19 protein-coding genes are annotated in these 17944 nt (G+C 70.3%); 10 read left to right on the plus strand and 9 right to left on the minus strand.

Features of this window, described 5'->3' with window-relative positions; translation table 11 throughout:
* Positions 1 to 38 precede the first annotated feature (38 nt).
* Positions 39 to 1583 (plus strand): alpha-amylase family glycosyl hydrolase, encoded by a 1545-nt coding sequence (locus tag ACYQ78_RS27460; protein WP_459803815.1) that lies wholly within the window; start codon positions 39 to 41, stop codon positions 1581 to 1583.
* Positions 1584 to 2263: 680 nt separating this feature from the next.
* On the opposite strand, the gene ACYQ78_RS27465 is transcribed toward ACYQ78_RS27460, so the two are convergent.
* Both ACYQ78_RS27465 and ACYQ78_RS27470 read right to left on the minus strand, forming a co-directional pair.
* Positions 2264 to 3490: an HRDC domain-containing protein gene (locus tag ACYQ78_RS27465; RefSeq protein WP_459803816.1), complete on the minus strand. Its 1227-nt coding sequence runs from the start codon at positions 3488 to 3490 to the stop codon at positions 2264 to 2266.
* On the minus strand, positions 3487 to 4089 hold the full coding sequence (locus ACYQ78_RS27470) for a DUF3000 domain-containing protein (protein ID WP_061292414.1): 603 nt from the start codon (positions 4087 to 4089) through the stop codon (positions 3487 to 3489). Before ACYQ78_RS27470 ends, ACYQ78_RS27465 begins: the two co-directional genes overlap by 4 nt.
* 513 nt (positions 4090 to 4602) lie before the next feature.
* Between ACYQ78_RS27470 and hemE the strand changes: the two genes are divergently transcribed.
* Genes hemE through ACYQ78_RS27485 form a run of 3 tightly spaced genes read left to right on the plus strand, consistent with a single transcriptional unit; the run spans position 4603 to position 6865 of the window.
* A complete protein-coding gene (hemE, locus tag ACYQ78_RS27475; protein ID WP_459803817.1) occupies positions 4603 to 5640 on the plus strand; it encodes a uroporphyrinogen decarboxylase in 1038 nt (345 codons plus the stop codon).
* On the plus strand, positions 5641 to 6099 hold the full coding sequence (locus ACYQ78_RS27480; RefSeq protein ID WP_459803818.1) for a GNAT family N-acetyltransferase: 459 nt from the start codon (positions 5641 to 5643) through the stop codon (positions 6097 to 6099).
* A 4-nt stretch (positions 6100 to 6103) separates the two neighbouring features.
* Entirely contained in the window at positions 6104 to 6865 is a 762-nt protein-coding gene (locus ACYQ78_RS27485) for a hypothetical protein (protein WP_459803819.1), read from the plus strand.
* On the opposite strand, the gene ACYQ78_RS27490 is transcribed toward ACYQ78_RS27485, so the two are convergent.
* On the minus strand, positions 6848 to 7855 hold the full coding sequence (locus ACYQ78_RS27490) for a DUF4349 domain-containing protein (protein WP_459803820.1): 1008 nt from the start codon (positions 7853 to 7855) through the stop codon (positions 6848 to 6850). The two genes, ACYQ78_RS27485 and ACYQ78_RS27490, sit on opposite strands and share 18 nt — an antisense overlap.
* Before the next feature lie 77 nt (positions 7856 to 7932).
* Here ACYQ78_RS27490 and hemG point away from each other — a divergent pair, with 77 nt between their 5' ends.
* Genes hemG through ACYQ78_RS27505 form a run of 3 tightly spaced genes read left to right on the plus strand, consistent with a single transcriptional unit; the run spans position 7933 to position 10621 of the window.
* Entirely contained in the window at positions 7933 to 9363 is a 1431-nt protein-coding gene (gene hemG, locus ACYQ78_RS27495) for a protoporphyrinogen oxidase (RefSeq protein WP_459803821.1), read from the plus strand.
* Positions 9329 to 10030, plus strand: a complete 702-nt coding sequence (gene hemQ / locus ACYQ78_RS27500; protein ID WP_459803822.1) for a hydrogen peroxide-dependent heme synthase — start codon at positions 9329 to 9331, stop codon at positions 10028 to 10030. The genes hemG and hemQ overlap by 35 nt, the downstream gene beginning before the upstream one ends.
* A 39-nt stretch (positions 10031 to 10069) precedes the next feature.
* Entirely contained in the window at positions 10070 to 10621 is a 552-nt protein-coding gene (locus ACYQ78_RS27505; protein WP_459803823.1) for a hypothetical protein, read from the plus strand.
* Here ACYQ78_RS27505 and msrB read toward each other — a convergent pair.
* A complete protein-coding gene (gene msrB / locus ACYQ78_RS27510) occupies positions 10596 to 11006 on the minus strand; it encodes a peptide-methionine (R)-S-oxide reductase MsrB (RefSeq protein ID WP_459803824.1) in 411 nt (136 codons plus the stop codon). The two genes, ACYQ78_RS27505 and msrB, sit on opposite strands and share 26 nt — an antisense overlap.
* 83 nt (positions 11007 to 11089) lie before the next feature.
* Between msrB and ligD the strand changes: the two genes are divergently transcribed.
* Positions 11090 to 12085: a non-homologous end-joining DNA ligase gene (gene ligD / locus ACYQ78_RS27515; protein WP_459803825.1), complete on the plus strand. Its 996-nt coding sequence runs from the start codon at positions 11090 to 11092 to the stop codon at positions 12083 to 12085.
* Between the two features lie 9 nt (positions 12086 to 12094).
* Here ligD and ACYQ78_RS27520 read toward each other — a convergent pair whose 3' ends face one another.
* Together ACYQ78_RS27520 and ACYQ78_RS27525 are read right to left on the minus strand one after the other, a co-directional pair.
* Positions 12095 to 13117 (minus strand): hypothetical protein, encoded by a 1023-nt coding sequence (locus ACYQ78_RS27520; RefSeq protein ID WP_459803826.1) that lies wholly within the window; start codon positions 13115 to 13117, stop codon positions 12095 to 12097.
* On the minus strand, positions 13114 to 13443 hold the full coding sequence (locus ACYQ78_RS27525; protein ID WP_459803827.1) for a PadR family transcriptional regulator: 330 nt from the start codon (positions 13441 to 13443) through the stop codon (positions 13114 to 13116). Before ACYQ78_RS27525 ends, ACYQ78_RS27520 begins: the two co-directional genes overlap by 4 nt.
* Positions 13444 to 13526: 83 nt before the next feature.
* On the opposite strand from ACYQ78_RS27525, the gene ACYQ78_RS27530 reads away from it, so the two are divergent.
* Positions 13527 to 13889, plus strand: coding sequence for a PadR family transcriptional regulator (locus ACYQ78_RS27530; RefSeq protein WP_459803828.1), 363 nt, complete (start codon positions 13527 to 13529; stop codon positions 13887 to 13889).
* A complete protein-coding gene (locus ACYQ78_RS27535; RefSeq protein WP_459803829.1) occupies positions 13886 to 14407 on the plus strand; it encodes a hypothetical protein in 522 nt (173 codons plus the stop codon). The genes ACYQ78_RS27530 and ACYQ78_RS27535 overlap by 4 nt, the downstream gene beginning before the upstream one ends.
* Here ACYQ78_RS27535 and ACYQ78_RS27540 read toward each other — a convergent pair.
* The 3 genes from ACYQ78_RS27540 to ACYQ78_RS27550 are packed head-to-tail and all read right to left on the minus strand — an operon-like array spanning position 14404 to position 17943.
* Entirely contained in the window at positions 14404 to 15402 is a 999-nt protein-coding gene (locus ACYQ78_RS27540; RefSeq protein ID WP_459803830.1) for an ABC transporter ATP-binding protein, read from the minus strand. The two genes, ACYQ78_RS27535 and ACYQ78_RS27540, sit on opposite strands and share 4 nt — an antisense overlap.
* Positions 15399 to 16895, minus strand: a complete 1497-nt coding sequence (locus ACYQ78_RS27545; RefSeq protein WP_459803831.1) for an ABC transporter permease — start codon at positions 16893 to 16895, stop codon at positions 15399 to 15401. Before ACYQ78_RS27545 ends, ACYQ78_RS27540 begins: the two co-directional genes overlap by 4 nt.
* Before the next feature lies 1 nt (position 16896).
* Positions 16897 to 17943, minus strand: a complete 1047-nt coding sequence (locus ACYQ78_RS27550; protein ID WP_459803832.1) for an iron ABC transporter substrate-binding protein — start codon at positions 17941 to 17943, stop codon at positions 16897 to 16899.
* Position 17944 lies beyond the last annotated feature (1 nt).

Raw genomic sequence — 17944 nt, forward strand, 5'->3', positions numbered from 1 at the left:
GTTAACTAGGCAAACGACCAGCCAAAAGGGAGTACGCGTTGAGTCAGTGGTGGCGTGACGCCGTTGTCTACCAGATCTACCCCCGGAGCTTCGCCGACGGTGGCGGTGACGGCACCGGCGACTTCGCCGGGGCGCTGGCCCGCCTGCCCTACCTGGCCGATCTGGGCGTGGAGGCCGTCTGGTTCTCGCCCTTCTACCCCTCGCCCCTCGCCGACGGCGGCTACGACGTCGCCGACTACTGCGACGTCGACCCCCGCTTCGGCACCCTCGCCGACTTCGACGCCTTCGTGGCGGCGGCGGCCACTCATGGCATCCGGGTGATCGTCGACATCGTCCCGAACCACTGCTCGTCGGCCCATCCCGCGTTCCAGGCGGCGCTGGAGGCCGGTCCGGGCAGCCCCGAGCGCGACCTGTTCATGTTCCGCGACGAACCCAACAACTGGCAGTCGATCTTCGGCGGCTCCGCGTGGACCCAGGTCCCCGACGGCCAGTGGTACCTGCACCTATTCGACTCCTCCCAGCCCGACTTCAACTGGCACAACCCGGCCGTGCCGGCGATGTTCGAGAAGGTCATCCGGTTCTGGCTCGACCGGGGCGTGGCGGGCCTGCGGGTCGACGTGGCCCACGGGCTGTTCAAGGACCCGGCGCTGCCTGATGTGCTCGACCCGGCGCCCTCCGACCGGCCGTCGCCGTGGTTCCACCGGCCCGAACTGATCGGGCACTACGCGTCGTGGCGGGCGATCCTCGACTCGTACTCGCCCGACGTCTTCCCCGGCGAGCGCACGGCGGTCGGCGAGTTCTGGGGCACCGAGATCACCCACCTGGAGCCCTACTTCCGGCCGGGCGGCATGCCGCAGGCCTTCAACTTCTTCCTGTTCCAGACCGCCTGGGACGCCGCCGCCCTGAAACACACCATCACGACCTCCATCGGCCTGGCGGCTGAATCGGACGTCGTCGCCCCCTGGGTGATCAGTAACCATGACGTGGTCCGGCCGGTGACCCGTTATGGCGGCGGCCCCTTGGCCACCCGCGACCTCGACGTCGACCTGGTCGTCGGAACCCGGCGGGCCCGCGCGGCGGCGCTGCTGCTGCTGGCGCTGCCCGGGTCGGCCTACGTCTACCAGGGCGAGGAGCTGGGCCTGCCCGAGGTCATCGACATCGCCGACGGCTTCCGCGACGACCCCGTCTTCCACCGCACGGGCGGCGCCCGCCTTGGCCGCGACGGCTGCCGGGTGCCGATTCCCTGGTCCGGTACGACCAAGCCCTACGGCTTCACGGAGGGGGAGTCGACGTGGCTACCCCAGCCGACCAACTGGGGCGGGCTGACCGTGGAGGCCCAGCAGTCGGACCCCGACTCGACCCTGAACCTCTACAAGCACGCTATCGCGGCCCGGCCGCGCGGGGGTGCCTTCACGTGGCTCGACCAAGGCGACGAGGTGATCGCCTTCACACGTGGGGACGGTTTCACCTGCGTGGTCAACCTGTCGGCCGAAACGATCCCGGTGACCGGCGAGGTCATTCTTTCGAGCGGTCCGCTCGAAGGTGGCCTGCCCCAGGACACGGCGGTCTGGCTCCGCTCGTAGCCGAGGGTTTCCGATTTTCGGGCGGCGGGGCGCCGCCCGAAATTTCGGCATATCCGCAGGCGCGCCGACCTGCCGGTATCTGCGGGCGAGGCCGCTTGGGTGAGCGGCTCGCTCTCTTCTCTGGAGCGCGGTGGCGTAGTTGCGCCCTACGGGGCCCTAACAAAATGGCGAGGGTGCCAGGCGCCTCGCCGTTACCAAGCGCCGCCGATGCAGGTCACGCATTTCGCCGCACCGGCGCCGGGTTCGGCTGGCTTCATTTTGTCAGGAGCTCTTGGGCCGGTGTTCCCCCTTCGGGCGGCGGGGCGCCGCCCGAAATTTCGGCATATGAGCGGGCATCCCGACCTGTCGGTACCAGCGGGAGAGACCGCTTGGGTGAGCGGCTCACTCTTGGACCCGGGTTCCACCGATGGCCCCGAGAGCTGCCCGAAATTTCGGCATATGCGCAGGTGCCCCCACCTGCAGGTACCAGCGGGAGAAACCGCTTGGGTGAGCGGCTCGTTCTTAGGCCCGGGTTCCACCTACAGCCCCGAGAGCCGCCCGAAATTTCGGCATATCTGCGCGGGCGAGATCCGGCTCTTGAGCGGGTGCTTGCGGACGAGCTCCGATCGGCGACCTGTTGGTAGGCCGCCGTCTCTGCGCTCCCTCCGACGCCGCCTTGGGGCTGATCGCGAGCGGTGGCGTCAGACCTCGCCCTTGGTCTCCAACCGTTGCAGCGCGCGGGACATCGGATGCGCGGCCAGGCCGATCTGCCACTCGCGGGCGCCCAGCGCGCGCAACCGCTCGGCCACCGTCTCCTCGTCCAGCTCCGCCGGAGGTTCCCAGGTCAGCCGACGAACGGCATCAGGCTGCAACAGGTTCTCCGTCGGCATGCGGTGTTCGTCGGCCAAGGCCGCGACGACCGCGCGGGCGGCGGCCAATCGCTTGGCGGCGGCCGGGTCGCGGTCGGCCCAGCGGTTCGCGGGAGGCGGGCCGTCGCCGGGGCCCAGGGGCTGGGGGAGTTCGGTTTCCGCCATCGTGCGGCCGCGTGTGATGGCCGCGAGCCATTCGCGCAGGTGGCGGCGGGCGCTGCGGCCCGTGAAGGGGGCGATCTCGGTCAGCGCCTTGGTCGTCTTGGGCTGGTCCAAGGCCGCTTGCACGATCGCCGAATCAGGAAGCACCCGGCCGGGTGCCAGGTCGGTCTCCCTCGCCAGGGAATCGCGGAGGTTCCACAGTTCGCGGACCACGCCCAGCCCTCGCAGCGCGCGCACCCGGTGGATGCCGCTGGTGCGGCGCCACGGGTCGGTGCGGGGCGGGGGCGCGGGGGCGGTGAGGATGGCGGAGAACTCCTCCATCGCCCAGTCGAGTTTGCCGGTCTCGGTCAGCTCGGCGTGGAGGGCGTCGCGCAGCTCGATGAGGACCTCGACGTCGAGGGCGGCATAGCGGAGCCAGTCTTCGGGCAGGGGGCGGGTCGACCAGTCGGCGGCCGAGTGGCCCTTCACCAGGCCGAAGCCCAGGACGACCTCGACCATGGTGCCGAGGCCGACGCGTTCGTAGCCGAGCAGCCGGCCGGCCAGCTCGGTGTCGAACAGCCGGCGCGGGCGGAAGCCTATTTCGGCCAGGCAGGGCAGGTCCTGCGTGGCCGCGTGGAGCACGACCTCGGCGCCGGACAGCGCGGCGTCGAGGCCGGACAGGTCGGGGCAGGCGATCGGGTCGATGAGCGCGCTCCCACTGCCCGTGCGCCGGAGCTGCACGAGGTAGGCCCGGCCGCTGTAGCGGTAGCCGGACGCCCTCTCGGCGTCGACGGCCACCGGGCCTGTTCCGCCCGCGAACGCGGCTACGGCCGCCGTCAGGTCGGCGGCCTCCGCTATGACGGGCGGAATCCCTTCGCGTGGTTCCAGCAGAGGCTGAACGGCTGTCTCATCGGTCACGTACTGGTCTTCCGGTCTGTCTCTTCTTCGGTGCGTCTCGGCCGCAGGGCCGTGACGTCGGGCGGCAGGGGGGGTATCCCGGCGGCGATGCACATCAGGTCGCACCAGGCGGCGACGTGCGCGGAAAGATCCTCGTCGAGCGGCGACCATGACGCGCGCAGTTCCAGCTCGGTCGTGACGGGATCGTTGTCCTTGTTCCCGAAACCCTCCGACACCGCTCTCGTAACCGTACCTCCCGCGGCGGCGAAGCCCGCGCCGTGGGTCTCCAGCGCGTCGGTCAGCCAGCTCCACGCCACCGGGCCGAGCAGGGGGTCGGAGGTGATCTCCGGCTCCATGTCGGCGCGGACGTAGGCGACCAGCCGGAACGGACCCTCCCACCCACGCTGGCCGTCGGGGTCGAACAGCATGATCAACCGGCCCATGGCCAGTTCGTCGTCGTCGCGGTAGACCGACGCGCCCACGGCGCCCGAATAGGGGGCCAGCCGCTGCGGAGCCGGGATGTCTTCGAGCTCGATCTCGGGGCGTACGGTCGCGGGGCGCAGCGTCGCCAGGGCGCGGGCGAACGCCTCGGGCGGCCCCGGGCGGTCACCGGTCGACATGACGGGCGCGCAGGCGGGTCGCGGGACGAGACGGAGCAGGGGGGAGGTCGTCGTGGTCATGGGTGGTGATCAAGCCGCCGCCACCACAAGAGCGCGCTGTGAACCCACCTCGAACAACAAGGCGCTCCCGCACTGCACGCACGACCACTCGGGGCACACCTCGTGACCCTCCTCGCAGGGCGGCTGTGCGAACTCTCGCTCGGTGTCGCAGGAGGCACAGCGCTCAGTGCGGTGTTCGGGGGAACTCCACATCGAAGTCATCGCCCTTTCATCGGAACCGGTGCGTCCGACGGTGGCACGTCGCGCCGACAAAACCCCGCATCGCGCTCGGCGTGTCTCGAAAGTGGTATTGGAATCGATGCCGGAGCCCCATTTGGCGAACACTTTGCCTAGAGCGGCGCTCGCGAGGCGTTTGACCCGGGTGTCGCGAGGGCCCAACGATACCGATCATTGGGTGGCTCTGTACCCGGGGTCGTGGCGCGGACCGGCCCATCTCCGTGGGACTCTGGTCAGGTGAATCCCCAGCTGGCCGAGTCGCCTTTCCTGCTGGCCTGCCGCCGTCAGGCCGTGCCCCACACGCCCGTCTGGTTCATGCGTCAGGCCGGGCGTTCACTGCCCGAATACCGCAAGGTCCGCGAGGGCACCGAGATGCTCGCCGCGTGCGCGACCCCCGACCTGGTCGTGGAGATCACGATGCAGCCGGTCCGCCGCTACGGCGTCGACGCGGCCATCTTCTTCAGCGACATCGTGGTGCCGCTGAAGGCCATCGGCATCGACCTCGACATCAAGCCCGGCGTGGGCCCCGTGGTCGCCGAGCCGATCCGCGACGAGGCCGGGATCGCGCGCCTGCGCCCGATCGAGCCCGGCGACGTGCCCTACATCACCGAGGCGGTCACCGAGCTGACCAGGGAGCTCGGCTCGACCCCGCTGATCGGGTTCGCCGGTGCGCCGTTCACCCTCGCGTCCTACCTCATCGAGGGCGGGCCCTCGAAGAACCACGACCACACCAAGTCGATGATGTACGGCGCCCCCGACCTCTGGCACGCCCTGATGGACCGGCTGACCACCATCACGCTGGCCTGGCTCAAGATCCAGGCCGACGCCGGCGCCTCCGCGCTCCAGCTGTTCGACTCGTGGGTCGGGGCGGTGGCGCCCGCCGACTACCGCGAGTTCGTGTTGCCGTACACGAGCAGGATCTTCGCCGGGCTCGAAGAGCTCGGCGTTCCGCGCATCCACTTCGGGGTCGGCACCGGCGAGTTGCTGCCGCTCATGGGTGAGGCCGGGGCCGACGTCGTCGGCGTCGACTGGCGGGTGCCGCTCGACGAGGCGGCGAAGCGCGTCGGCGCGGGCAAGGCGCTCCAGGGCAACCTCGACCCGGCGATCCTGCTGGCGCCGTGGGAGGCCGTCGAGAAGCGCGCCCGCGCGATCATCGATGCCGGTCGCGCGGCCGAGGGCCACGTGTTCAACCTCGGCCACGGCGTGCTCCCGTCGACCGACCCGAACCAGGTCGCCAGGCTGACCGAGTTCGTCCACGAATACAGCGCGCGTTAAATGGAGATCGTGGTCGACGACCTCTCGGGGCCGGAGATCGCGGCCTTCCTGGAGGAACACGTCCGGGAGATGCGGGCGATCACGCCGCCCGAGAGCAAGCACGCCCTCGATCTCGACGGCCTGCGGCGCCCCGAGGTGACCTTCTGGTCGGTCCGCGACGAGGGCGTGATCGTCGGTTGCGGGGCGATCAAGGCGCTCAGTGACGTACACGCGGAAGTGAAGTCGATGCGGACCGCCGTCGCGCGCAAGCGCGGCGGGGTCGCGTCGCTGCTGCTCGCCCACATCATCGCCGAGGCGGCGCGCGAAGGGTTCACCCGGCTGAGCCTCGAGACGGGGTCGGCCGATTTCTTCGCACCGGCCAGGTCCCTGTACGAGAAGTTCGGCTTCACCTACTGCGAACCCTTCGCCGGATACCGGCGCGATCCGCTGAGCGTCTTCATGACGCGGGAGCTACCGTGACCCCATGCGGGCGGTCCTTCTCTCGGCGACACTCCTCCTGCTGATCGCCTCGCCCTTCCTGCCCGGCGGACACGACACGCTGGCGATGCCCCTGTCGATCCTGGTGCAGATCTTCGGCGCGGTCGGTCTCCTGGCCGTGGTGACGAGCGTGCCGCTGCTCATCCGGCCACGGAACCGGTTCTGGCGGATCGCCCAGACGGCCGCCCTGGCGATCACCGCCCTGGCGGTGTCGGCGGCGGGGGCGGCCGAGTTCGGGCCGCTGCTCGGGCTGGCGTCGCTGGCGCTCTGGGTGGTGGTGCTGGCCCGGCGGCCCGCGCCGGTCTTCTTCGTGGTGCTGCCGCTCGTCGCGCTGGCGGGGCAGGCCGCGCTCGACCGGCCGCTGACCGACTTCGCCCGCGCCACCGCGATCGCGAACGCGGGGGAGATGATCGCCGCGGTCGAGCGGAGCCACGCCGACCACGGCGTCTATCCCGACGCGCTGAACGCCGTCTGGCCCGACTACCGCCCGGGGGTCCGGGGCGTCGACCGCTATCGCTACGCGAAGGGCGGCGAGTCGTACAACATCTCCTTCGAACTCCCCAGGTTCTTCTTCGACGCGTTCGGGACCAGGGAGTTCGTCGTCTACAACCCCAGCGACCGGCACCTCATGCCGAGCCACGCCTCGTGGGTGCTGCTGTGGTCCGACGCCCGGCTCCGCAACCAGCAGGGCTGGTACGGATCCCGCGACGCCGGACCGCCGCACTGGAGGTCATTCCTTTTCGACTAGCGGCCGCTCCGACGGCTCGGCGACCTGCTCGACGAAGGGGGTCGTCGGCACCGCCTCCTGACGCCGCCGCATCCGCCGCCAGAACGGCAGCGCGATCACGAAGAGCACACCCAGCACGACCAGCCACGGAAGCAGCGCGCCGAGGATCGTCGCCAGCCCGTCGGCGAACTTGACCAGGCCGTCCCAGCCCGCCTTGAGACCGGCGAGGAAGCCCGTCTCGTCCTCCTTCGGCCGCTCGACCGGGGGCGCCGACGGGCCGATGAGGGTGACCGTCACGGTGGCCATGCCGGTCTGCTCGGTCAGGGACTTCTGCCGGGCCTGGAGGGCCTCCAGGTCGGCGGTGCGGGACTGGATCTCCCGCTCGATGTCCATGATCTCGCCGATCTTCTCGGCCTTGCTCAGCAGCGTGCGGAACTGCGCCACCGCCGCCTCGGCCGACTTCACCCGGGCGGCGACGTCGGCGACCTCGCCGGTGACGTCCTCGGTGCCCTGGTGCAGCGACTCGGTGGTGCCGAGTTCCTTGCCCAGGCGGCCGATCGTGCCCGGATACTGCGCCGGCGGGATCTTGAACGTGATCGTCGACTCCTGGCGGGACGACGAGGAGTTGGAGCGCTCCTCCGCGACGTAACCGCCCGACTCGGTGACCATGGCCTTGGCCTTGTCGAGGGCGGCGGACACGTCCTTGGCCCGGACCGTCATCTCGGCCGTGTAGATGATCGCGCGATCGGCGGGGGCCATCGCGATATTGGTGGCGGTGGTGCCGGGGGGCGCCTTCTGGCCGGCCGCGGGGGCCGCTTCGGGCACCGCATTGGCCTGCTGGTCGGACTCGGAGCTGAAGGAGCCGCCCGATGCCGAGCCGTCCCTCGGGGCCGCGGCGGCGGCCGGGGCACTCGCGGCCTCGCCGCTCATCGGTTCGGCCCCGCCGCATGCGGTCAGGAAGAACGCCGCGAGGAGCAGCGGCGCCATCGCACGTGTTCGCAAGGTGCTCATGCACCATTGACGTTCCCCGGGCCTCACCGGTTTTGGGCTCCGCGTCACGATGCAGTCACGGCCTTAGGGTGATCCTCATGCAGCGATTTCACGTCGTCGTCGTGGGCGGCGGCATCGCCGGTCTGACCGCGGCCTGGCACCTCAAGAACGACCGCGTCCGGGTGACCGTGCTCGACGGCGCGGCCCGGATCGGCGGCAAGCTCGTCGCCACCGATGTGGCCGGGGTGCCGGTCGACGCGGGTGCCGAGTCGATGCTGGCCCGCCGTCCCGAGGGCATCGAACTCGCCCGGGTGGCCGGGCTCGGCGGCGATCTGGTCGATCCCGGTACGACCGGGGCGTCCCTGCTGTCCCGGGGGGAGCTGCGGCCGATGCCGAAGGGGCAGGTCATGGGCGTGCCGTCCGATCTGGTGGCGCTGGCCCGATCAGGAGTGCTGTCGCCCGCCGGGCTGGCCCGGGTGCCGCTCGACCAGGTGCTCCCGGCGACGCTCGTGACGACCGACGTCTCGGTGGGGTCCTACGTGCGGGCGCGCATGGGCGACGAGGTGGTCGACCGGCTGGTCGAGCCGCTGCTCGGCGGCGTCTACGCGGGTTACGCCGACCGGCTCTCGCTGGAGGCGACCATGCCGGCGGTGGCCGCCGCCGCGCGGTCGGAGTCGTCGCTGCTGCGGGCCGCCCGTGGCATCGCGGGCGCCGCGCCCGCGACCGCGGGCCACGTCTTCACCTCGCTGAAGGGCGGTCTCGGGAGCCTGCCGCCCGCGCTGGCCGCCGCGTCCGGCGCCGAGGTCCGCACCGGCGTGATGGTGCGGGAACTGTCCCGTACGCCCGCCGGCTGGCAGCTCATCACCGGCCCCACCCGCGACGAGCACGTCATGGACGCCGACGCGGTCGTGGTGGCCGTCCCGGCGACCCCGGCGGCCCGCCTCCTCGAAAAGGAGGTGCCCAAGGCCGCCGCCGAGCTCGCCCGCATCGAGTACGCCAGCATGGCCATCGTCACGCTGGCCTACCCGATCGACGCGTTCCCGCAGCTCCCCGCCTGCAGCGGCTACCTCACCCCGCCCGTCGAGGGCCGCGCGGTCAAGGCCGTCACCTTCTCCAGCGTCAAATGGCCCCACCTGGGCGGCCACGGCTACGTCTTCGTCCGCTGCTCGGTCGGCCGCATCGGCGAGGAGCGCCTCCTCCAGCGCGACGACACCGAGCTGATCACCCTGGCCATGAACGAGATGACCGAGATCATGGGTGTACGCGGCCTCCCGGTCGACACCCGGGTCACCCGCTGGGGCGGCGCCCTCCCGCAGTACGACGTCGGCCACAACGACCGCGTCGCCCGCATCCGCGCCGCGGTGGCCGCGGTTCCGGGTCTGGCGGTCTGCGGGGCGGCGTACGACGGCCTGGGCATCCCCGCGACGGCGGCGACGGCCCGCGCGGCGGCCGCCCGGATTCTCGACCACCTGGATCCCCGGGCAGAATGGCGGCATGACGGACGGCACCCCGCGGCTCAAGGCGCGTGACCTCAACAATGTGATCCGCTACACCATGTGGTCGGTCTTCCGGCTGCGCGACGGCCTCCCGGCCGAACGCGACGCCGTGGCCGAAGAGGTGCAGGAACTCTTCGACCAGTCGGCGGGCAAAGACGTGGTGACCCGCGGCGCCTACGACGTGGCCGGGTTCCGCGCCGACGCCGACTTCATGTTCTGGTGGCACGCCCCGACCCCCGAAGACCTTCAGGAGGTCTACTCCCGGTTCCGCCGCACGGCGCTCGGCCGGGCCAGCGAGCCGGTGTGGTCGGCGATGGCGCTGCACCGCCCGGCCGAGTTCAACAAGTCGCACATCCCGGCCTTCCTGGCCGAGGAGGAGCCGCGCGGCTTCGTGTGCGTCTACCCGTTCGTGCGCTCGCTCGAGTGGTATCTGCTCGACGACGGAGAGCGCCGGGCGATGCTCGCCGAGCACGGCCAGATGGCCCGCGACTACCCCGACGTGCGCGCCAACACGGTCGCCTGCTTCGCGCTCAACGACTATGAGTGGATGCTGGCGTTCGAGGCCGACGAGCTCCACCGCATCGTCGACCTCATGCGGCACCTGCGCGGTGCCAAGGCCAGGGAGCACACCCGCATCGAGATCCCCTTCTACACCGGTTCGCGCAAGCCCGTGACCGAACTCGTCAACGCGCTGCCGTAAGGCACCAGTTGTTGGCATACTCGTGGGCAAATGATGAATATGGCACGATCCACGGGGAAACGCCGCAGGTCACGGTCGCGCGCCACCGAAGTGGTCGTCGGCGTCTCGTGCCTGGGGCTCGGCGTGACGGCCGTCGTGGTGCCGCTTCTCGCGACGCGCGGGGAGCAGGCACCCGTCCGCACCGCGTCCATCGAGGAGCCCGCCGCGCCGACGGCCGCTCCGGCGGTCCGGGCGCCGTCGACGGCGGAGAAAGAGAAGAAGGAACGCAAGGAGTCGAAGTACTCCGACAAGGACGCCCTCGCCTACTTCGACGAGCGGTGGGCCGACGAGACCCACGAGCACATCACCGACATCCGCACCAGCGGCACCTACCTGCGCATCTACACCGACCTGCCCGAGTCGAACGACAACTCGCCGGCCGCCCTCAGGCTGTGCGAGCGGGGCATGCAGTATCTGGCCGAACTCGGGGTGGAGAAGCGGGTCGTGTTCGTCCAGGCCCGCACCGGGGGCAACGGCAACCCGGTGCTGGCCAACATCCTCGGCCCGAAGGACGACGACTGCCGGGTTACTTACCCGAAGCCGAAGGGCTGAGGTTCAGCGCGACCGAGTTGATGCAGTAGCGGTCGTCGGTGGGGGTTGGGTAACCCTCGCCGTGGAAGACGTGCCCCAGGTGAGAGTCACAGGTCGCGCAGCGCACCTCGACGCGCACCATCCCGAGGCTGCGATCCTCGATCAGGGTCACGTGGTCGGCGGCGCTGGGCTGGTAGAACGAGGGCCAGCCACAGTGCGACTCGAACTTGGTGTCCGAGGTGAACAACTCGGCGCCACAGGCGCGGCACGAGTAGACGCCCTCGGTCTTGGTGTCGACGTATTCCCCGGTGAAGGGCCGCTCGGTGCCCGCCTGCCGCAACACCCGGTACTCCTCGGGGTTGAGCTGGACTCGCCACTCGGCGTCCGTCTTCATGACCTTGTTCATAGCCACCAGCCTTTTCTGGACGGGTTTTCACCTGACTCAACCGATCAGGAGGGCGGAACCTTCCCAGTGGGTAGGGTTCGAACATGCCTTCGCCGTTCATCGAAATCGAGGCCGGGGACCGGACCGTCAAGGTCACCAACCCCGACAAGGTCTACTTCCCGGACATCGCCGCCACCAAGCGCGACCTGGTGGAGTACTACCTGAGCGTCGGCGACGGCATCCTGCGCGCGGTCCGCGACCGCCCGACCTACATCAAGCGCCACCCCGACGGCGTCCAGACCGACGCGATCTACCAGAAGCGCATGCCCAAGCACCCCGACTGGCTGCAGACCGCCGAGGTCCACTTCCCGTCGGGCCGCACCGCCGACGCGTTCCGCCCGACCGAGGTGGCCGGCATCGCGTGGTGCGCGAACCTCGGCACGATCGACTTCCACCCGTGGGCGGCCAGGGTCCCCGACCTCCACCACCCCGACGAACTCCGCATCGACATCGACCCCCAGCCCGGGACCGGCTTCGACGAAGCGCGTCGTGTCGCCTTCACGGCCCGCGAGGTGCTCGCCGACCTGGGGCTGACGGGGTTTCCCAAGACGTCGGGGAATCGGGGGATCCACATCACGGTCCGGGTCCAGCCTCGGTGGACGTTCACCGAGGTTCGATACGCGGGCATCGGGTTCGCCCGGGAGGTCGAGAAGCGGATCCCCGACCTGGCCACCACGGCGTGGTGGAAGGAGGAGCGGGGGGAACGCGTCTTCATCGACTTCAACCAGAACGCCCTCGACCGGACGGTCGTTGCTGCTTACTCCGTGCGGGCCCGGCCTGACGGGCAGGTGTCGGCGCCGGTGACGTGGGAGGAACTGGAGTCGTGTGACCCGGCCGATTTCACGCTGCGGACGATGCCGGGGCGGTTCGCGAATATCGGCGATCCTCATGAGGGGATCGATGAGGTGGCGTGCGATCTGACGGGCTTGCTTGAGGTGTACGAGAAGGATGGGCGGGGGGACATGCCCTATCCGCCCAACTATCCGAAGATGCCGGGGGAGCCCAAGCGGGTGCAGCCGTCCAAGGCGCGGCCCGAATAGACACGTCGATCACGAGTCTTCGCGATCAGGCCGTTTGACCTGGACGTTCCATCGGTTTCGCAGGTAGGAGACCCCGGTGCCGTAGGCCGCGGCGCCGCTGACGACGAACACGATCGCCGCACCCATGCCGGTGTCGGTGGCCGTCTCCGCGCCGCCCCAGAACAGCAGCACCACGGTGACGGACCAGGTGCGGACGGTCGATTCGAGGATCCAGCACGCCGACTGCCGCAACCGGTGGAACCTGGGTCGGTCGGGTGTGTGCAGGGCGGTTCGGAGCTGGACCACCCGGGAGATCTGCTGAAGCATGTAGATGATCTGCATCGCCCGCGTGGCGCCTGCGGTGGCCAGCGCGTGGAGTTCGCCGCGCAGTTCCTCTGAATATCGATGGCGATAGACCGAGGGCAGCACCTTGAGCATGAATCGCACGAGCGACATGGCGAGACCATCGGGCTTCATCGAGTCGCCGGATGACTCGGTCTCGACGTCGATCGCCTTCTCGTCGGCCTGCCGGACGGCCTCCTGGTAGCACGTGTCGAGGGTCTTGAGGATCTCCTGGCCGTTGAACTGATTGATCTCCCGCGACAGGGCGATGGTGAAGGCGGTGACCGAGGCCAGCCCGGACGACAGGTCCAGATTGGTCGCGCCCGATACGACGAACTCCAGCATCCCGTTCAGCGCCCGGAGGGAGTCGCTGCTGGTCACGGCTGATCCGACCAGTTGTTCCGCGAGATTCGCCGCGCGAAGGAGTTCGGTGCTGTAGCCGTCGATCATCGACGCGCCGACCTTCAGGTCCACGGCGAGGCGACGGACCTCGCTCTCATATTCCCTGAGGCCCCACAGAAGACCGGCCGTCGCCTTCTGGATTTTCAGCGGCCGGAAATCGCGCGGAGTCCTGATCCTGCGCAGGTCGGCGACGATCTCCCGGCCGACTTCACCGATGGAGTAGTGAATGCTCTGGAGGGCGACCGCGCGCCGGTAGTAGCCCCCGATGACGTGGTGGGGGCTGTTCATGGATGCTGCGGCGTCGGTCAACTCGCACCACCCGGACGGAGAAGCCAGGGGCCTCCCGAGGTGTTCCGCGACCGGGCCGCTTCGAGTGCCTGCCTGGCCTTGTCGGCCCCGCTCGGCGCGAAGCCGTAGTACCGCCGCCTCGGCCGGGCCGCCTCGTGGGGATCGACGTCCTCCCACCGGGACTCCAGCCAGCCGACGCCTTCCAGCCGCGCCAGGATCGGCTGGATCGTCCCTGGAGCGAGTCCGGCCGCGTGGCAGATCTCCAGTCCGTACATCTCATGATCCGGATGCTCAAGGAGCGTTCGCAGGACAAGCTGCGTCTGGAGGGTCATGCGTGGCACACCCATGTTCGTACTCTAACTAGAGTCCCGGCCCAAATCTGGGCAATCTACAGTCAATGCTCTTATTTCACCTATGTACGATAAGTGGCATGCTTCAAGATCTCGACCGCATCACCCAGCCGACCCTGGACGTCCTGGAAGCGCTCTACCGCGCGTCCGCCGGGGGAGAGGAACTGCACGGGTGGGCGATCATGAAAGAGACGCATCGGGCGGGGCCCACCGTGTACAAGGTGCTCGACCGGCTGGCGCAGCGCGGCTGGGTCGAGTGGCGCTGGGAAGAGCTCGACGACGACCAGTCGAGTCCTCGGAAGAGGTTCTACAAGCTGACGGGCGAAGCGGTACCCGCGGCCGGTGCCCTTCTCCGTGAGCGTCGTCCCGAGTTCTGCCGGACCAGGCCGGTTCTCGGCTTCCGTTCTCTGTCGTGGCTTCGTGGGCTCGGGGACGCCCGATGATCGAGTTCGTCATCGGTGTCGTCGTCTCGCTGGCGGTCAACGAGATGTGCGACGTCTCACCGTGGCTGGCCCGGAAATGCGTCAGAGTCGCCGCTCGGTGGCAGTTCGAAGATCCAGAACTCGCCGAAGGCCGGGCGGAGGAGCTGACCGCCCTGATCGACGACCGGCCCGGCAAGCTCTTCAAACTGGGCACGGCACTCGGCTTCCTCGGCTGCGCCACGTGGGCGATGACCTGCAGATCCACCCGTCGAAGGGCGTCCATCGCCGGCCGCTCGTTACTGAAGTCTCTTCAGCGGACATCGGTCCCAATGTTCACTTCGAGGACGGAATCCCCTGCGTTCACGTGCTCCGCCCTGGACGATTTTCCGCCCGCCGATGCTTCGGTGTCCGTCATCGAGGCGCATCTCCTCAAGCACCTGGATGAATACCGGATCGAGGAGGAACAGCTGAAGGCCGATCTTGAGCGCCTGCTCAGATCGGGAGGTCACAGAACGCGAGATTCCGGCCGGACTCCTTAGGCCATGTCGATGATCTGTGAACCGGCCAGAATGCCGGGCGGGCCCTCTTGGACCCGTCCCGGATAGGTCCGGAGCGGTCCGTCGATCACGACACCGACCCGTCCCCCCGTCGCCGGAACCAGGTGCCCCGGCACCCGGGCCACCACCTCACCCCCGTCGGCCAGGCGCAGCCGCACCGTCGCGTCGTGCCCGTGGAAGGTGTGGCCCAGGACCTCTGCCTCCACGCCGCCGAACGTGATCCTGATCTGTTCCGGCCGGATCATGGCCACCTCAGGCCCCATCGGCACGAACACCGCCTCGCCCACGAAGCCCGCCACCCACGTATCGGCAGGTTCGCGGTAGACCACCGCAGGCGGCGCGCACTGAACGACCCTCCCGTCGCGCATGACCGCGACCTCGTCGGCCATCGACAGGGCCTCGCCCTGGTCGTGGGTCACCAGGATGCCGGTGGCGCCGTCGTCGTGGAGGGCGGCTCTGATCTCCTCCCGCATCTCGGTGCGCAGGGTCGCGTCGAGGGCGCTGAAGGGTTCGTCCAGGAGGATCAGGGACGGTCTGGGGGCGAGGGCCCTGGCCACGGCGACGCGCTGGCGCTGGCCACCCGACAGGTGGTGGGGCATCCGGTCGCCGTATCCGGCCAGGCCGACCAGTTCCAGAACCTCCAAGGCCCGGCCCGAGCGGCGCTCCGAGCGGGTGAGGCCGTATTCGACGTTTTCGCGTACCGGCAGGTGGGGGAACAGGGCGCCCTCCTGTGGCACGACCACGATCTTGCGGCGCTCAGGGGGTATCGCGGCCGGGATCGGGTGGTCGTCGACCATGATCTCGCCCGCGTCGGGGCGTTCGAAGCCGGCCACGCAGCGCAGGAGGGTGGTCTTGCCGCAGCCCGACGGGCCCAGGACCGCCAGCAGGGTGCCGGAGGAGACGATGAGGCCGACGTCGTCGAGGGCGGTGACCGGGCCGAAGCGTTTGGTCAGGCCGCGGAGTTCGAGGCGGCTCATGGCAGGGACCTCCGGGTGAGCAGCCACGTGGGCAGCGACGACAGGACGACGAGCAGGGCGGCGTAGGGCGCGGCGGCGGCGTAGGCGCCCACGGTCGTGTGGGTCCACAGCCGGGTCGTCAGGGTCTCGGCGCCGGTCGGGCGCAGCAGCAGGGTCGCCGGGAGTTCCTTCATGCAGGTCAGGAACACCAGCGCGGCGCCCGCGCCGATCCCGGGCAGGGTCAGCGGCAGCGTCACCGTGCGCAGGACCGCGAGCGGGCCCTTCCCGAGGGAGCGGGCCACCTCCTCCAGCACCGGCGGGGCGAGCGCCGCCGCGCCCGCGACCGCCGCGCTTCCCAAGGGCAGGAACAGGGTCGTGTACGCCACCACGAGCAGCCACGTCGTCTGGTACAGCGGATAGGCGACCCCGACCCCGAAGGACACCAGCGACAGGCCGATGACCACCCCGGGCAGCGCGTGGCCCAGATAGCCGAGACGGTCGAGCAGCGTGGCGGCGGGGCCGGGCGCCTTGGCGGTCAGCAGCCCGAGCGGCAGCGCCAGCAGCATGGTCAGCCCGGCGCCGAGCGCGGAGAACGACAGCGAACCCCAGACCGCGTCGAGAATCTCGGGGCCCGGCCGGGACACCCCCTCGGCCATCCGCCGGGCCAGGCTGACCGCCGGGACGCCCAGCGCCAGCGCCGCCACCGCGCCGAACGCGGCGATCACCGGGACCGGCGGCACGTGCAGCCTCAGCGGGGGCCGTCCCGAGGCGGCGGTGTGCCGGGCGCCCCTGCGTCGGCCGAACGTCTCGGCGGTCAGGACGACCACGGTGACCAGCACCAGCGTGGTCGACAGGACCAGGGCGCCGGTCCGGTCGAAACCCAGGTCGAACGAGACGAACACGGCTCTGGTGAAGGTGTCGGCCCGCAGGATCGAGACGGCGCCGAAGTCCGACAGGACGTACAGGAAGACCAGGAGACCGCCGCCCGCCAGCGCCGGGCGCACCTGCCGGAGGGTGACCCCGGTGAACGTGCGCCACGGGCCCCGGCCGAGGGAGCGGGACACCTCCTCCTGGGCCGGGTCGGCACCGGCGAAGGCGGCGGCGACCGGGAGGAGGACGTACGGATAGGAGCAGAGGGTGAGCACCAGCGCCGCCGCCCAGAACCCCTCCAGGCCGGTGAACGCCGACCGCCACGCGAACGCGGCGATGTAGGTGGGGACCGCCAGGGGGAGCGCGGCGAGCACGGCGAGGGCCCGCCGGGCGGGCAGGTCGGTGCGCACCACCACGAAGGCGGCGCCCGCGCCCAGCACCAGGCAGGCCAGGGTCGTCACGGCGGCCAGCGCCAGGGTCAGCGCGGCCAGCCGGGCCACCCGGGCGGTGAACAGGGTGGCGGCCACCTCGGCCCAGCCCGCCTGGGCGGTGCGGAGCACGAGATAGCCGACGGGGATGAGGGCGACCGCCACCGCCAGCGCGGAGAGCGCGAGCAGCAGCGGCCGCCGGGGGAGTGCGCGCATGTCAGGGCACGAGCCCCGATTCCTGGATCAGCGCGATCGTGGCCTCCAACTGGTCGAGGTCGTTGAGGTCGACCGCGGGCGCCTGGAGTTCGGCCAGCGCGGGCACCCCGGCGGGGGCCGCGGCACCGCCGATCAGGGGGTATTCGTAGGTCTGCTCGGCGAAGTAGGTCTGCGCGTCGGCGCTCAGCAGGTAGTCGACGAACGCCTTCACGTTCGGGTCGGCGGCGGCCTTCTTGAGGATGCCGACCCCGGCCACGTTGACCAGGGCGCCGGAGTCGCCGCCGGGGAAGAAGTGCAGTTTGGCGTTCAACTGATCCGGCGTGGTGCCGCGCTCCTTGGCGAGTTCGCCCAGGTAGTAGTGGTTGATCAGGCCGACGGCCAGTTTGCCCGACTCGACCTCTTCGAGGATCGGGCCGTTGCCGTCGCGGACGGCCGGCTCGTTGGCCTTGAGCCCGGCCAGGAACTCCTTGGCTTTCGCCTCGCCGTGCTGGACGACGATCGCGGTCACGAACGCCTGGAACGAGGCGTTGGTGGGGGCGACGCCGACCTTCCCCTTCCACTCGGGCTTCGTCAGGTCGAACACCGACGCGGGCAGGTCCTTCGCCTGGTCGGGGTGGTAGACGAGCACGCGCGAACGGGCGGTCACGCCGACCCACTCACCGCTCTTGGCCCGGTAGGTCTCCGGCACTTTGGCGGTCACATCGGCGGGCAGCGGGGCGAACAGGCCCTGCTTGGCGACGGCGCCGAGCGCGCCGGCGTCCTGGGAGAAGAACACGTCGGCGGGGGACCGCTCGCCCTCTTCGAGGAGCTGGGCGGCCATGGCGGCGGTGGCGGCGTAGCGCACGTCGACCTTGACGCCGCTCGACTGGCTGAACCTGTCGATCAGGGGCTTGACCAGTTCCTCGCTCCGGCCGCTGTAGACGGTGATCGCGGCGGGTGCGGAGGCGGCGGCGGAGGGCGCCGGGGCGGCCGTCTCCTCGGCGCCGCCACAGGCGGTCAGCGCGGCGAGCAGGACGCCCGCGAGCAGAAGGGGGGCTTTGACGGACAAG

Source organism: Herbidospora sp. RD11066, assembly GCF_054661255.1.

Coding starts and splice junctions, on each gene's coding strand:
- ACYQ78_RS27470 (WP_061292414.1), bottom strand. CDS start 4,089: ATGTCGACCGGTGACCGCCCGGGGCCGCCCGAGGCGTTCGCCCGCGCC.
- hemG (WP_459803821.1), top strand. CDS start 7,933: ATGCAGCGATTTCACGTCGTCGTCGTGGGCGGCGGCATCGCCGGTCTG.
- ACYQ78_RS27530 (WP_459803828.1), top strand. CDS start 13,527: ATGCTTCAAGATCTCGACCGCATCACCCAGCCGACCCTGGACGTCCTG.
- ACYQ78_RS27525 (WP_459803827.1), bottom strand. CDS start 13,443: ATGGGTGTGCCACGCATGACCCTCCAGACGCAGCTTGTCCTGCGAACG.
- ligD (WP_459803825.1), top strand. CDS start 11,090: ATGCCTTCGCCGTTCATCGAAATCGAGGCCGGGGACCGGACCGTCAAG.
- ACYQ78_RS27505 (WP_459803823.1), top strand. CDS start 10,070: ATGGCACGATCCACGGGGAAACGCCGCAGGTCACGGTCGCGCGCCACC.
- ACYQ78_RS27480 (WP_459803818.1), top strand. CDS start 5,641: ATGGAGATCGTGGTCGACGACCTCTCGGGGCCGGAGATCGCGGCCTTC.
- hemQ (WP_459803822.1), top strand. CDS start 9,329: ATGACGGACGGCACCCCGCGGCTCAAGGCGCGTGACCTCAACAATGTG.
- ACYQ78_RS27545 (WP_459803831.1), bottom strand. CDS start 16,895: ATGCGCGCACTCCCCCGGCGGCCGCTGCTGCTCGCGCTCTCCGCGCTG.
- ACYQ78_RS27490 (WP_459803820.1), bottom strand. CDS start 7,855: ATGAGCACCTTGCGAACACGTGCGATGGCGCCGCTGCTCCTCGCGGCG.
- msrB (WP_459803824.1), bottom strand. CDS start 11,006: ATGAACAAGGTCATGAAGACGGACGCCGAGTGGCGAGTCCAGCTCAAC.
- ACYQ78_RS27540 (WP_459803830.1), bottom strand. CDS start 15,402: ATGAGCCGCCTCGAACTCCGCGGCCTGACCAAACGCTTCGGCCCGGTC.
- ACYQ78_RS27485 (WP_459803819.1), top strand. CDS start 6,104: ATGCGGGCGGTCCTTCTCTCGGCGACACTCCTCCTGCTGATCGCCTCG.
- ACYQ78_RS27535 (WP_459803829.1), top strand. CDS start 13,886: ATGATCGAGTTCGTCATCGGTGTCGTCGTCTCGCTGGCGGTCAACGAG.